The sequence below is a fragment of the Micromonospora siamensis genome (assembly GCF_900090305.1).
Taxonomy (GTDB): Bacteria; Actinomycetota; Actinomycetes; order Mycobacteriales; family Micromonosporaceae; genus Micromonospora; species Micromonospora siamensis.
In genome coordinates, this window is the sequence record NZ_LT607751.1 from 6107605 (window position 1) to 6121452 (window position 13848).

Consider the following 13848-nt stretch of genomic DNA (forward strand, 5'->3'; position numbering starts at 1 on the left):
GCTGTAACCCCTTGTTCCTCTATCCGTATGCCCGCGGCGTCAGCGCCGGCGGCTCTTCCGGTCGTCCTTCTCGTGACCCTTGAACGTGCGGGTCAGCGCGAACTCGCCGAGCTTGTGCCCGACCATCGCCTCGGTCACGAACACGGGGACGTGCTTGCGCCCGTCGTGCACGGCGATCGTGTGCCCGAGCATCTCGGGGATGATCGTCGAGCGCCGCGACCAGGTCTTGATGACGTTCTTCGAGCCCTTGTCGTTCTGCGTCTCCACCTTCTTGAGCAGGTGGTCGTCGATGAACGGGCCCTTCTTCAGGCTGCGAGGCATGCTCTATCTCCCTCAGCCGCGCTTACGCGTGGCGTAGCGGCGGCGGACGATCAGCCGGTCGCTCGGCTGGCCCTTACGACGGGTGCGGCCCTCGGGCTTACCCTGCGGGTTGACCGGGTGGCGACCACCGGAGGTCTTACCCTCACCACCACCGTGCGGGTGGTCGACCGGGTTCATGGCGACACCACGGACGGTCGGGCGCTTGCCCTTCCACCGCATCCGGCCGGCCTTGCCCCAGTTGATGTTCGACTGGTCGGCGTTGCCGATCTCGCCGATGCTGGCGCGGCAGCGCACGTCGACCCGCCGGATCTCGCCGGACGGCATGCGGAGGGTCGCGTACGCGCCCTCACGGCCGAGCAGCTGGATGCCGACGCCGGCCGAACGCGCCAGCTTGGCGCCACCGCCGGGACGAAGCTCCACGTTGTGGATCGTCGTACCGACCGGGATGTTGCGCAGCGGCAGGTTGTTGCCCGGCTTGATGTCGGCGCCCGGGCCCGACTCGATCGCGTCGCCCTGCTTCAGGTCCTTCGGCGCGAGGATGTAGCGCTTCTCGCCGTCGGCGTAGTGCAGCAGCGCGATACGCGCGGTGCGGTTCGGGTCGTACTCGATGTGGGCGACCTTGGCCGGGATGCCGTCCTTGTCGACCCGCTTGAAGTCGATCAGACGGTACTGGCGCTTGTGACCGCCACCGTGGTGCCGCGTGGTGATCCGGCCGTGGGCGTTACGCCCGCCCTTCTTCGGCAGCGGAGCCAGCAGCGACTTCTCCGGCGTGGACCGGGTGATCTCGGCGAAGTCGGCGACGCTGGAGCCACGGCGGCCCGGCGTCGTCGGCTTGTACTTACGGATAGCCATTGTCTACACCCCTCAGCTGACCGGGCCGCCGAAGGCCTCGATACGGTCTCCGTCAGCCAGCTTCACGATCGCCCGCTTGGTGGCCTTGCGCTGACCGAAGCCGGTCTTGGTGCGCTTGCGCTTGCCCTGGCGGTTGAGCGTGTTGACCGTCAGGACGCGGACGTTGAAGATCTGCTGGATAGCGATCTTGATCTCGGTCTTGTTCGCGTCCGGGTGCACCAGGAAGGTGTACCAGTTCCGGTTCAGCTCGCTGTAGCTCTTCTCCGAGACGACCGGCGCGACGATGACGTCACGCGGATCGGCGATCGTGCTCACTTGCCACCCTCCTCGGTGGTCTCGGCGGGAACACCGAGGAACTCGTCCAGGGCGTCCTTGGTGAAGACCACGTCGTCGGCCACCAGCACGTCGTACGTGTTGAGCTGGCCGGCCTCGATCAGGTGCACCCGCGGCTCGTTGCGCAGCGACACCCAGTTCAGCTCGTCGGCGCTGCTCAGCACGACCAGAACCCGACGGGCCCCGGTGAACTTCGCCAGCGCGGTCAGCGCCGCCTTCGTCGACGGCTTCTCGCCGGAGACGAACGACTCGACGACGTGCACCTGGCCGGCGCGAGCCCGGTCGGAGAGGGCGCCACGCAGGGCGGCGGCCTTCATCTTCTTCGGGGTGCGCTGGCTGTAGTCGCGCGGCACCGGGCCGTGGACCACGCCACCGCCGGCGAACTGCGGCGCGCGGGTCGAGCCCTGGCGGGCACGACCGGTGCCCTTCTGCTTGTAAGGCTTCTTGCCGCCGCCGGACACCTCGCCGCGGGTCTTGGCCTTGTGCGTGCCCTGACGGGCCGCCGCGAGCTGGGCCACCACGACCTGGTGCATCAGGGCGACGTTCGCCTGGACGTCGAAGATGTCGCCGGGCAGCTCGACGGAGCCGCTCTTGGCGCCTTCGACGTTGAGGACGTCAACGGTGGTCACTTGGCCGCACCGCCCTTCTTCGCCTTGGTCTTGGCCGCGGTACGGACCAGGACCAGCGCGCCCTTGGGGCCGGGGATGGCGCCACGGACGAGCAGGAGGTTGTTCTCGGTGTCGACCGCCTGGACGGTCAGGTTCTGGACGGTGTAGCGAACGCCACCCATCCGGCCGGCCATCCGGGTGCCCTTGAAGACACGACCCGGGGTGGCGCAGGCGCCGATGGAGCCCGGCGAGCGGTGCTTGCGCTCGACACCGTGGCTGGCGCGCAGACCGTGGAAGCCGTGCCGCTTCATCGGGCCGGCGTAGCCCTTGCCCTTGGTCTTGCCGGTGACGTCGATGACGACGCCCGCCGGGAACTCCTCGACCGTGACCTCCTGGCCCAGCGAGTAGTCGGCGGCGTCGGCGGTGCGCAGCTCGACGATGTGCCGGCGCGGCGCCACGTCCGCCTTCGCGTAGTGCCCGCTGACCGGCTTCTTGACCTTGCGCGGGTCGATCGTGCCGTACGCCAGCTGGACCGCGGAGTAACCGTCCTTCTCGGCGCTACGAACCTGGCTGACGACGCACGGGCCGGCCTGAACCACGGTCACGGGAACAACCTTGTTGTTGTCCCAGACCTGGGTCATGCCGAGCTTGGCGCCCAGGATCCCCTTGACTTGCCTGTCCATTTGTCCGATCCCTACAGCTTGATCTCGATGTCGACGCCAGCCGGCAGGTCGAGGCGCATGAGCGAGTCGACCGTCTTCGGGGTCGGGTCGATGATGTCGATCAGCCGCTTGTGCGTGCGCATCTCGAAGTGCTCGCGCGAGTCCTTGTACTTGTGCGGCGAGCGGATAACGCAGAAACGGTTGATCTCCGTGGGCAGCGGCACCGGGCCCGCGACCTGCGCCCCGGTACGCGTCACCGTCTCGACGATCTTCCGCGCCGAGGAGTCGACGACCTCGTGGTCATAGGCCTTGAGCCGGATGCGGATCTTCTGTCCCGCCATGGTGGCTTCTGTTCCTTCTCTCGATGCCGCTGTGTTGCGGGCGCCTGCACCGGCTGGTGCAGGCCCACTTCGCCGACCCCCGCGGTCGGGCGTGTCGCGCCCTCGGATCAGGCTCCGCCCCGGGACTCCGGAGCGATTCGCTGACCGCGCGGTGGGTCAAGACGCCGATCGCATCACAGCGATCTGGACGCCGTGCGAGGGTGGTTGATCACCAGTGGTGATCAACCACCCTACGCGCGACTGTTTGTCTTTCCCGGAGGTCCAGCTTCGCCGGACACGGGCGACTAACCGTCGTTGCGCAACCTGACCAGTATGCCGTACGGACGCACGGCAACGCCAATCGGGTTACCTAGCTCACTTGAGGATCTTGGTGACGCGACCAGCGCCGACCGTACGGCCACCCTCGCGGATCGCGAACTTGAGGTTGTCCTCCATGGCGATCGGCTGGATCAGCTTCACGGTCATGGAGGTGTTGTCGCCCGGCATGACCATCTCGGTGCCCTCGGGCAGCGTGACGACACCGGTGACGTCCGTGGTCCGGAAGTAGAACTGCGGACGGTAGTTCTGGAAGAACGGGGTGTGCCGGCCGCCCTCCTCCTTGGAGAGGATGTAGACCGTCGCCTCGAACTCCGTGTGCGGGGTCGTGGTGCCCGGCTTGATGACGACCATGCCGCGCTCGACGTCCTCGCGCTTGGTGCCACGCAGCAGCAGACCCACGTTCTCGCCTGCGCGGGCGTCGTCCAGGGTCTTCCGGAACATCTCGATCGCGGTGACCTTGGTCTTGAAGCCCTTCTCCTTGATGCCGACGACCTCGACGTCCTCGTTCGGCAGGAGAACGCCGCGCTCGACACGACCGGTGACGACGGTGCCACGACCGGTGATCGTGAACACGTCCTCGACGGGCATGAGGAACGGCTTCTCGGTCTCGCGCTCCGGCTGCGGGATCGCGGTGTCGACCGCGCTCATCAGCTGGAGCAGCTTCTCGGTCCAGACCGGGTCGCCCTCGAGCGCCTTCAGCGCGGAGACCTGGACGACCGGCAGGTCGTCACCCGGGTACTCCTGCGACGAGAGCAGCTCGCGGACCTCGAGCTCGACGAGCTCCAGGAGCTCCTCGTCGTCGACCATGTCGCTCTTGTTGAGCGCCACGACGATGTACGGCACACCGACCTGACGGGCCAGCAGCACGTGCTCGCGGGTCTGCGGCATCGGGCCGTCGGTCGCCGCCACCACCAGGATCGCGCCGTCCATCTGCGCGGCACCGGTGATCATGTTCTTGATGTAGTCGGCGTGACCGGGGCAGTCGACGTGCGCGTAGTGCCGCGCCTCGGTCTGGTACTCGACGTGCGCGATGGAGATCGTGATACCACGAGCCTTCTCCTCGGGCGCCTTGTCGATCTCGTCGAACGGCGTGTACGGGTTCAGGTCCGGGTACTGGTCGTGCAGGACCTTGGTGATGGCCGCCGTCAGCGTCGTCTTACCGTGGTCGATGTGACCAATGGTGCCGATGTTGACGTGCGGCTTAGTCCGCTCGAACTTAGCCTTCGCCACTGGTGTCCTCCTGTGGACTTCTTGGTTCGTTCGCCCCGGCGCGCCGGTCGGCGCTTAGGACTCTGTCGACAGCCTTTCCGGCCTGGCGGCCGGAGAGCCTTTGTGGGTTCTGCGGCGATGAAGCCTACAGGCCCGGATTCACACAGCCCGACCGAGGTGGCCGCGGGCGGGAGAACCCTCCCGCGACCGTCCCCGGCTCATCGGACTCAGCTCAGGTGAGCGTCACTCACCGGTCGCCTTGGCGATGATCTCCTTGGCCACGCTCTGCGGAACCTCGGCGTAGGAGTCGAACTGCATGCTGTAGCTAGCCCGGCCCTGGGTCTTCGACCGCAGGTCGCCGACGTAGCCGAACATCTCCGACAGCGGCACCAGGGCCCGGACGACGCGAGCGCCGCTGCGCTCCTCCATCGCCTGGATGATGCCCCGCCGGGAGTTGAGGTCGCCGATGACGTCACCCATGTTTTCCTCAGGGGTGGTGACCTCAACGGCCATCATCGGCTCGAGCAGTGCGGGGTCGGCCTTGCGGGCCGCCTCCTTCATCACCATCGAGCCGGCGATCTTGAACGCCATCTCCGACGAGTCGACCTCGTGGTACTGGCCGTCCAGCAGCGTCAGCTTGACACCCACCAGCGGGAAGCCGGCGAGGATGCCGTACTGCATGGCGTCCTGGGCGCCCGCGTCCACCGACGGGATGAACTCCCGAGGGATGCGGCCACCGGTGACGGCGTTGGCGAACTCGTAGGTCGGCGCGTCGTTGCCCAGGGGCAGCGGCTCGAGACTCACGATCACCCGGGCGTACTGGCCGGAACCACCGGTCTGCTTCTTGTGGGTGTACTCGATCTTGTCCACCTTGCGGCGGACGGTCTCGCGGTACGCCACCTGCGGCTTACCGATGTTCGCCTCGACGTTGAACTCGCGGCGCATCCGGTCGACCAGGATGTCCAGGTGCAGCTCGCCCATGCCGGAGATGACCGTCTGACCGGTCTGGTCGTCCAGCTTGACGCGGAAGGTCGGGTCCTCCTCGGCCAGCCGCTGGATGGCGGTGCTGAGCTTCTCCTGGTCGGCCTTGGTCTTCGGCTCGATGGCCACCTCGATGACCGGCTCCGGGAAGGTCATCGACTCCAGGATGACCGGGTTCGCCGGGTCGCACAGGGTGTCACCGGTGGTGGTCTGCTTCAGACCCTGCACCGCGATGATGTCGCCAGCCTGGGCCGAGCTGCGCTCTTCCCGCTTGTTGGCGTGCATCTGGTAGATCTTGCCGATCCGCTCCTTGCGGTCCTTGGTGGAGTTGACCACCTGGGACCCGGACTCGACCACGCCGGAGTAGACCCGGACGTAGGTGAGCTTACCGAGGTGCTTGTCGGTCTGGATCTTGAAGGCCAGGCCCGAGAACGGCTCGCTCTTGGACGGCTTCCGCTGCATCGGGGTCTCGCCGTCGGTGGCGGTGCCCTCGATGGCCGGGATGTCCAGCGGCGACGGCAGGTAGTCGATCACCGCGTCGAGCATCGGCTGGACGCCCTTGTTCTTGAACGCCGAGCCGCAGAGGACCGGGTTGGCCTTGCTGGCGATGGTCGCCCGACGGATGGCGGCCTTGATCTCCTCGACGGAGATCTCCTCGCCCTCCAGGTACTTCTCCATCACCGCGTCGTCGACGTCGGCCAGGGTCTCCATGAGCTTCTCGCGCCACTCGTTCGCGGAGTCGACCAAGTCGGCCGGGATCTCCTCGATCGCGTAGTCCTCACCCTTCTGGGTCTCCCCGCGCCAGGTGAGCGCCTTCATGTTGACCAGGTCCACGACGCCGATGTGGTCGCCCTCGAGCCCGATCGGGATCTGGAGCACCAGCGGGGTGGCGTTCAGCCGGTCGATCATCATCTGCACGCAGCGGAAGAAGTCGGCACCGGTCCGGTCGAGCTTGTTGACGAAGCACATCCGGGGGACGTTGTACTTGTCGGCCTGGCGCCAGACGTTCTCCGTCTGCGGCTCCACGCCGGCGACACCGTCGTAGACCGCGACCGCACCGTCCAGCACCCGCAGCGACCGCTCGACCTCGACCGTGAAGTCGACGTGGCCGGGCGTGTCGATGATCTGGATCGTGTGGCCCTTCCACTCACACTTGGTAGCAGCGGAGGTGATGGTGATACCACGCTCCTGCTCCTGCTCCATCCAGTCCATGACGGCGGCGCCCTCGTGGACCTCACCGATCTTGTACGTGATACCGGTGTAGAAGAGGATCCGCTCGGTGGTCGTGGTCTTACCGGCATCGATGTGCGCCATGATGCCGATGTTGCGTACGTTGGCGAGCGCGTCTGCGGCGGCCACTTCAATCCCTACTTATCGTCGTCTCGACACAACTGGTGGCGGTTCCGGCGCCGGTCCGGCGCCGGAACCAGGGTGTTACCAGCGGTAGTGCGCGAAGGCCTTGTTGGACTCCGCCATCTTGTGCGTGTCCTCGCGCCGCTTGACGGCGGCACCCAGACCGTTGCTCGCGTCGAGCAGCTCGTTCATCAGCCGCTCGATCATGGTCTTCTCGCGACGGGCCTTGGAGTAGGTGACCAGCCAGCGCAGGCCCAGGGTGGTCGCGCGGGCGGGCCGCACCTCGACCGGAACCTGGTAGGTGGCGCCACCGACCCGACGGCTGCGGACCTCGAGGGTCGGCTTCACGTTGTCCATCGCCCGCTTGAGGGTGACGACGGGGTCGGTGCCGGACTTCTCGCGGCAGCCCTCCAGGGCGGCGTACACGATGCGCTCGGCGAGCTGACGCTTGCCGCGCAGCAGGATCTTGTTCACCAGCTGGGTGACCAGCGGCGAGTTGTACACCGGGTCAGCGACCAGCGGCTTCCGCGGAGCGGGTCCCTTACGCGGCATGTCAGCTCTTCTCCTTCTTCGCGCCGTAACGGCTGCGAGCCTGCTTGCGGTTACGGACACCCTGGGTGTCGAGCGAACCGCGGACGATCTTGTACCGCACGCCGGGGAGGTCCTTCACCCGGCCGCCGCGGACGAGCACGATCGAGTGCTCCTGCAGGTTGTGACCCACGCCCGGGATGTAGGCGGTCACCTCGATCTGGCTGCTGAGCTTGACACGCGCGACCTTGCGGAGCGCCGAGTTCGGCTTCTTGGGGGTGGTGGTGTACACGCGGGTGCACACGCCGCGCCGCTGAGGGGAACCCTTCAACGCCGGGGTCTTGGTCTTGGTCGTCTTGGCCTGGCGGCCCTTTCGGACCAGCTGCTGAATGGTGGGCACCGGGTTTCTCCGCTCCCTTCGGCCGCTGCGAAGCGACCGCGCCGTCTGCTCTAGCCGGCCGGATGGACGGCTCTCCTACATTCCAGCCAGGAGCCGCCTCGCGGCGGTCCTGGCACCCGCGGTCGGGCGTGTCGCCCGGATCGCGGCCCGGTGTCGTCGCTCGCGCTGGTCACCGGGTTTTCTGTCGCCGGCGCGCGGAACACCACGCGCCGGGTCTTGAGCTTGTGTCGTGCCGCCGCGCGATCACCGGCGGAGCCGGGTCCAGCGCACGCACGAGTTGCCCGGGCAGGCCCGGGCACAAGGGGAAAGAGTACCTACCACAGCCGCACAGGTCAAAACGGAACGGCTCGAGTGGGCTGCGTCCCAGCCCCCATGACCTCATCCCTCGTCCCCGTACGCCCGCGATGGGCACCTACGGCGTCAAGTGTACCGGCTCACCCGACGCGCGACCGCTCGGCCCCGGAGCGACCGCCGTCACGCGAACTGCAGCGCCAGGGCCAGCAGCAGGCCGAGCAGGCTCAGCCCGACACCGACGGCACCGCAGGTCAGCCCGGCCCGGGCCAGGCCGCGGCCGGAGAACCGGACCTCCGGCGGCGAGACCGGCCGGCGGATCTGCCGCAGCGCCAGCAGGCCGGTCACGATCCCGGCCGTCCCGGCGATGGTCCCCAGCACGGTGAACGCGCCCGCCGGCCAGGCACCACCGCCCCAACTGCGCCCACCGATACCGAAACAGAGCACCAGCACCGAGATCAGGATCGACACCACGCCGACGCCCAGCGAGGCGGTGGCCAGGCCGGAGGTGACCGGCGGCACGTCCAGGTGGACCACGCCGAACGGCGTACCGGGAACCGGTGCGACCCGCTTCGGCGGCCGGGCCGGCTCCCGCGGCGGCCGCGGAGCACCGCCCCAGCCGGGCTGCGCCCCGGCCGGCGGCCACCCCGGTGCGTGCTGCGCCGTCGCCGGCGGCCACCCCGGCCCGACCGGCGACGGCTGCCATGACGGTCCCGGACCGCCACCGGACGGGCCACCGGGGTACGACGAAGGGCGGGGCGCCCGGTCACCGGACCACCCGGGATCCGGGGCGGGAGTGGCCGGTGCGACAGGTGGTCCAGGGGTGCCCCACGAGTTCGCCGCAGGCATCGGGGCGGGCGCGGGCCAGGGGTTCGAGCCGGACACCGGAGCGGCCGGCGCGGAAACGGGCGGTGGGGCGTACCCGACGGAGGCGGTCTCCGGGGGCAGGCTGGACGGCTCGTCCCAGCGCGCCCCGGAGCGGTCGGCCTCGGGCGACCCGGCATCCTCCCCGGAACGTCCCGGGTCACCCTCCGCTGGCGGCACCGGTTCCGTCACGAGCCCCTCCTCCAGTCACAGCCACCGCCATGCGACGGACACCGGCCAGGCTACCGTCGCGGCGCCCGCCGGCCGGGCCCGCCGGGGAAACGATCCACCGGTGGTCAGTCCATGTTCGGCGCGAAGTCGTGCCCGAACGGCGCGTCCGCCATCCGCACCACCCCGACCACCACCGCGGTCACCACGGCCACCGCACCGAGCACCAGCCCGATCCAGGCCAGCCGCTCCCCCCGGCGCAGCCAGACGGCGCCGGTCAGGAAGCCGCCCGAGGCGTACGCCTCCCGCCGGGCCTGCCGGGAGAGCTGGAGCGCGATCGTCGCGGGCACCACCCCGCCCACGAAGAGGCCGGTCAACGCCGCGATCAGCCCAAGCGCGAAGACCGCCCGGGCTTTCGTCGCCCGGGCCGGGTCCGGGTCCAGCGGGTGGCGGGTGCCGGCGTACCCGAGGGGCACCTGCCCGGGCGCGGTCGTCATGCCCTCCATCATGCCTGTTTCCCACGGCCGCGGAGACGACGAAGCCCCCGGCCGGTGGGCCGGGGGCTTCGTCGCTGGCACTGCTTAGCGGTACGACCCGAAGTCGAAGTCGTCCAGCGGAACCGCCTGCCCGCTGGCCGGTCCGAAGCCGTAGTCGGTCTCCGGGTAGCCGGTCATCGAGTAGACCTTGGCCTTCGCCTCCTCGGTCGGCTCGACCCGGACGTTGCGGTACTTGCTGATGCCCGTACCGGCCGGGATGAGCTTACCGATGATCACGTTCTCCTTGAGGCCGACCAGCGAGTCGCTGCGCGAGTTGATCGCCGCGTCGGTCAGCACCCGGGTGGTCTCCTGGAAGGAGGCCGCCGAGAGCCAGGAGTCGGTGGCCAGCGAGGCCTTGGTGATACCCATCAGCACCGGGCGACCGGCGGCGGGCTCGCCACCCTCGCCGACGAGCCGGCGGTTCTCCGACTCGAAGAGCGCCCGGTCGACCAGCACGCCCGGCAGGAACTCGGTCGAGCCGGAGTCGATGACCGTCACCCGCTTGAGCATCTGGCGGATGATGATCTCGATGTGCTTGTCGTGGATGAGTACACCCTGCGAGCGGTAGACCTCCTGGACCTCCTGGGTCAGGTGGACCTGGACCGCGCGCGGGCCGAGGATGCGCAGCAGCTCGTGCGGGTCGATGGTGCCCTCGGTGAGCTTCTCGCCGACCTCGACGTGGTCCCCGTCGTGGGTACGCAGCCGCACCCGCTTGGAGATCTTGTCGTAGACGATCTCGTCGCTGCCGTCGTCCGGCACCACGATGATCTTCCGCGACCGCTCGCCGTCCTCGATCCGGATCCGGCCGGGGGTGTCGGCGATGGGCGCCTTGCCCTTCGGGATCCGGGCCTCGAAGATCTCCTGGACACGGGGCAGACCCTGGGTGATGTCCTCACCCGCGACACCACCGGTGTGGAAGGTACGCATCGTCAGCTGCGTACCCGGCTCACCGATCGACTGGGCGGCGATGATGCCGACCGCCTCGCCGACGTCCACGGTCTTGCCTGTCGGCAGCGAGCGGCCGTAGCACGCGCCGCAGACGCCCAGCTTCGACTCGCAGGTGAGCACGCTGCGCACCCGCACCGTCTCCACCCCGGCGGCGACGATCTTGTCGACCCCGATGGAGTTGATGTCCTCGCCCCGGTGGGCGACGACGGTGCCGTCCGGCCCCTTGATGTCGTCGGCCAGGGTCCGGGCGTGCACGCTGGTCTCGGCGTGCTCGTGCACGACCAGCTTGCCGTCGACCCGCTCGCCGATCTGCATCGGGATGGCCCGGTCGGTGCCGCAGTCCTCCTCGCGGATGATGACGTCCTGCGAGACGTCCACCAGACGCCGGGTCAGGTAACCCGAGTCGGCGGTACGCAGGGCGGTGTCCGCGAGACCCTTACGGGCACCGTGCGTGGAGATGAAGTACTCCAGCACGGACAGACCCTCCCGGTACGACGCCTTGATGGGTCGCGGGATGATCTCGCCCTTGGGGTTGGCCACCAGACCACGGATCGCCGCGATCTGCCGGAGCTGGAGCAGGTTACCGCGGGCACCCGAGTTGATCATCTTCCACAGCGGGTTCTCCTGCGGCAGCGCGGTGTCCATCTCCTTGGCGACCTCGTTGGTCGCCTTGGTCCAGATCTCGATGAGCTCGCCGCGACGCTCCTCGGCGGTCATCAGACCACGCTGGTACTGCTTGTCGATCCGGTCGGCTTCCTTCTCGTACCGCTCCAGGATCTCCCGCTTGCGCGGCGGAGCGATGACGTCCTCCATGCCGATGGTGACGCCGGACCAGGTGGCCCAGTGGAAGCCGGCCTCCTTGAGGCCGTCCAGGGTGGCCGCCAGGGCCACCTTCGGGAAGCGCTCGGCGAGGTCGTTGACGATCGCGGAGAGCTGACCCTTGCGGATCTCGTAGTTCACGAAGCGGTAGCCCTGCGGCAGCGTCTCGTTGAACAGCACCCGGCCGAGCGTGGTCTCCACGGTCAGCGGGTCACCCTCGGTCCAGTCCTCCGGCGCGACCCACGGCTCGGCGCCGCGGCCGTTGTCGACCCCGATCACGCCGTGCAGACGGATCTTGACCGGCGTCTGGAGGTGCAGCTCACCGTTGTCGAAGGCCATCCGGGCCTCGGCGTCCGAGCTGAACGCCCGGCCCTCGCCCTTGCCACCCGGGGTCAGGTGGGTCAGGTGGTAGAGACCGATGACCATGTCCTGGGTGGGCATGGTGACCGGCTTGCCGTCGGCCGGCTTGAGGATGTTGTTCGACGACAGCATCAGGATCCGCGCCTCGGCCTGGGCCTCGGCGGACAGCGGCACGTGGACCGCCATCTGGTCACCGTCGAAGTCGGCGTTGAAGGCGGTGCAGACCAGCGGGTGGATCTGGATCGCCTTGCCCTCGACCAGCTGCGGCTCGAAGGCCTGGATGCCGAGGCGGTGCAGGGTCGGCGCGCGGTTGAGCAGCACCGGGTGCTCGCCGATGACCTCTTCCAGCACGTCCCACACGACCGGGCGCTGCCGCTCGACCATCCGCTTGGCGGACTTGATGTTCTGGGCGTGGTTGAGGTCGACCAGCCGCTTCATCACGAACGGCTTGAACAGCTCCAGCGCCATCTGCTTGGGCAGGCCGCACTGGTGCAGCTTCAGCTTCGGGCCGACCACGATGACCGAACGGCCGGAGTAGTCGACGCGCTTGCCGAGCAGGTTCTGCCGGAACCGGCCCTGCTTGCCCTTGAGCATGTCGGAGAGCGACTTCAGCGGGCGGTTACCCGGGCCGGTGACCGGCCGGCCGCGACGGCCGTTGTCGAACAGCGCGTCGACGGCCTCCTGGAGCATCCGCTTCTCGTTGTTGACGATGATCTCGGGCGCGCCGAGGTCGATCAGCCGCTTGAGGCGGTTGTTCCGGTTGATCACGCGGCGGTACAGGTCGTTCAGGTCGGAGGTCGCGAAGCGGCCACCGTCGAGCTGCACCATCGGGCGCAGGTCCGGCGGGATGACCGGGACGCAGTCCAGGACCATGCCGAGCGGCGAGTTGCGGGTGTTCAGGAACGCCGCGACGACCTTCAGCCGCTTGAGCGCGCGAATCTTCCGCTGGCCCTTGCCGGAGCGGATCGTCTCGCGCAGGCTCTCGGCCTCGGCGTCCAGGTCCATGTTCTGGACCAGGGCCTTGATGGCCTCGGCGCCCATGCCGCCGGTGAAGTACTCGCCGAACCGGTCGCGCAGCTCGCGGTAGAGCAGCTCGTCGGTGACCAGCTGCTTCGGCTCCAGCTTGCGGAAGGTGTCGAGCACCTCGTCCAGGCGGTCGATCTCGCGCTGGGCCCGGTCGCGGATCTGGCGCATCTCGCGCTCTCCGCCCTCCTTGACCTTGCGCCGGACGTCCGCCTTGGCACCCTCGGCCTCCAGCTCGGCCAGGTCGGCCTCCAGCTTGGCGGCGCGCTTCTCGATCTCCGAGTCGCGGCTGTTCTCGGACTGCCGCTTCTCGGCGAGGATCTCGTTCTCGATGGTCGAGAGGTCACGGTGACGCGACTCGGCGTCCACGCTCGTCACGACGTACGAGGCGAAGTAGATGATCTTCTCGAGGTCCTTGGGGGCGAGGTCCAGCAGGTAGCCCAGCCGGCTCGGCACGCCCTTGAAGTACCAGATGTGGGTCACCGGAGCGGCCAGCTCGATGTGCCCCATCCGCTCACGACGGACCTTGGAACGGGTCACCTCGACGCCACAGCGCTCGCAGATGATGCCCTTGAAGCGGACCCGCTTGTACTTACCGCAGTAGCACTCCCAGTCCCGCTGCGGACCGAAGATCTTCTCGCAGAAGAGCCCGTCCTTTTCCGGCTTGAGCGTGCGGTAGTTGATCGTCTCGGGCTTCTTGACCTCACCGTGCGACCACTGACGGATGTCGTCGGCGGTGGCGAGGCCGATGCGCAGCTCGTCGAAGAAGTTGACGTCGAGCACTATGTCCCCTATGTCGTCGTCTTTAAAGCTAGTTAACTCGGGGGGTTCGGGGCGGGGTGACCGGCGGAAGGATCAAGCCTGACCTCGCGGGTTCCAGCGCGCTCGCTTCGCATCGCGCCCTGGAACCCGCGCTGGAGCCGGTCACCCCGC

The 13848-nt window shown here is 68.4% G+C and carries 13 protein-coding genes; all 13 read right to left on the reverse strand.

The window, feature by feature from the left end; all coding sequences use genetic code 11:
- Positions 1-39 precede the first annotated feature (39 nt).
- Positions 40-321 carry a 30S ribosomal protein S19 gene (rpsS, locus tag GA0074704_RS27990; RefSeq protein WP_088647003.1) on the reverse strand — a complete coding sequence of 94 codons (282 nt, stop codon included), beginning with the start codon at positions 319-321 and terminating at the stop codon, positions 40-42.
- Between the two features lie 12 nt (positions 322-333).
- Positions 334-1173: a 50S ribosomal protein L2 gene (gene rplB / locus GA0074704_RS27995; RefSeq protein ID WP_088973242.1), complete on the reverse strand. Its 840-nt coding sequence runs from the start codon at positions 1171-1173 to the stop codon at positions 334-336.
- Positions 1174-1185: 12 nt separating this feature from the next.
- Entirely contained in the window at positions 1186-1488 is a 303-nt protein-coding gene (gene rplW / locus GA0074704_RS28000; protein ID WP_067301418.1) for a 50S ribosomal protein L23, read from the reverse strand.
- Positions 1485-2135 carry a 50S ribosomal protein L4 gene (rplD, locus tag GA0074704_RS28005; protein WP_088973243.1) on the reverse strand — a complete coding sequence of 217 codons (651 nt, stop codon included), beginning with the start codon at positions 2133-2135 and terminating at the stop codon, positions 1485-1487. Before rplD ends, rplW begins: the two co-directional genes overlap by 4 nt.
- The gene (gene rplC / locus GA0074704_RS28010) at positions 2132-2797 is read right to left on the reverse strand and encodes a 50S ribosomal protein L3 (protein ID WP_088973244.1); all 666 of its coding nucleotides are present in this window, start codon (positions 2795-2797) and stop codon (positions 2132-2134) included. Before rplC ends, rplD begins: the two co-directional genes overlap by 4 nt.
- Before the next feature lie 11 nt (positions 2798-2808).
- Entirely contained in the window at positions 2809-3117 is a 309-nt protein-coding gene (gene rpsJ / locus GA0074704_RS28015) for a 30S ribosomal protein S10 (RefSeq protein ID WP_007073037.1), read from the reverse strand.
- 354 nt (positions 3118-3471) lie between these two features.
- Positions 3472-4665 (reverse strand): elongation factor Tu, encoded by a 1194-nt coding sequence (tuf, locus tag GA0074704_RS28020; protein ID WP_088973245.1) that lies wholly within the window; start codon positions 4663-4665, stop codon positions 3472-3474.
- Positions 4666-4887: 222 nt separating this feature from the next.
- The gene (fusA, locus tag GA0074704_RS28025) at positions 4888-6984 is read right to left on the reverse strand and encodes an elongation factor G (RefSeq protein ID WP_088973246.1); all 2097 of its coding nucleotides are present in this window, start codon (positions 6982-6984) and stop codon (positions 4888-4890) included.
- A gap of 75 nt (positions 6985-7059) precedes the next feature.
- Positions 7060-7530 (reverse strand): 30S ribosomal protein S7, encoded by a 471-nt coding sequence (gene rpsG / locus GA0074704_RS28030; RefSeq protein ID WP_088973247.1) that lies wholly within the window; start codon positions 7528-7530, stop codon positions 7060-7062.
- A gap of 1 nt (position 7531) precedes the next feature.
- Positions 7532-7906, reverse strand: coding sequence for a 30S ribosomal protein S12 (rpsL, locus tag GA0074704_RS28035; RefSeq protein WP_007465318.1), 375 nt, complete (start codon positions 7904-7906; stop codon positions 7532-7534).
- A gap of 474 nt (positions 7907-8380) precedes the next feature.
- Positions 8381-8734 (reverse strand): hypothetical protein, encoded by a 354-nt coding sequence (locus GA0074704_RS29140; protein WP_172880826.1) that lies wholly within the window; start codon positions 8732-8734, stop codon positions 8381-8383.
- 623 nt (positions 8735-9357) lie between these two features.
- A complete protein-coding gene (locus GA0074704_RS28045; RefSeq protein WP_088974034.1) occupies positions 9358-9726 on the reverse strand; it encodes a hypothetical protein in 369 nt (122 codons plus the stop codon).
- An 84-nt stretch (positions 9727-9810) separates the two neighbouring features.
- The gene (locus GA0074704_RS28050) at positions 9811-13698 is read right to left on the reverse strand and encodes a DNA-directed RNA polymerase subunit beta' (RefSeq protein WP_088973248.1); all 3888 of its coding nucleotides are present in this window, start codon (positions 13696-13698) and stop codon (positions 9811-9813) included.
- Between the last annotated feature and the right edge of the window lie 150 nt (positions 13699-13848).

Excerpts from the sequence above, each read along its gene's own strand:
- GA0074704_RS28045 (WP_088974034.1), bottom strand. The coding sequence starts at position 9,726 with ATGACGACCGCGCCCGGGCAGGTGCCCCTCGGGTACGCCGGCACCCGC.
- rpsG (WP_088973247.1), bottom strand. The coding sequence starts at position 7,530 with ATGCCGCGTAAGGGACCCGCTCCGCGGAAGCCGCTGGTCGCTGACCCG.
- rpsS (WP_088647003.1), bottom strand. The coding sequence starts at position 321 with ATGCCTCGCAGCCTGAAGAAGGGCCCGTTCATCGACGACCACCTGCTC.
- rplC (WP_088973244.1), bottom strand. The coding sequence starts at position 2,797 with ATGGACAGGCAAGTCAAGGGGATCCTGGGCGCCAAGCTCGGCATGACC.
- rplB (WP_088973242.1), bottom strand. The coding sequence starts at position 1,173 with ATGGCTATCCGTAAGTACAAGCCGACGACGCCGGGCCGCCGTGGCTCC.
- rpsJ (WP_007073037.1), bottom strand. The coding sequence starts at position 3,117 with ATGGCGGGACAGAAGATCCGCATCCGGCTCAAGGCCTATGACCACGAG.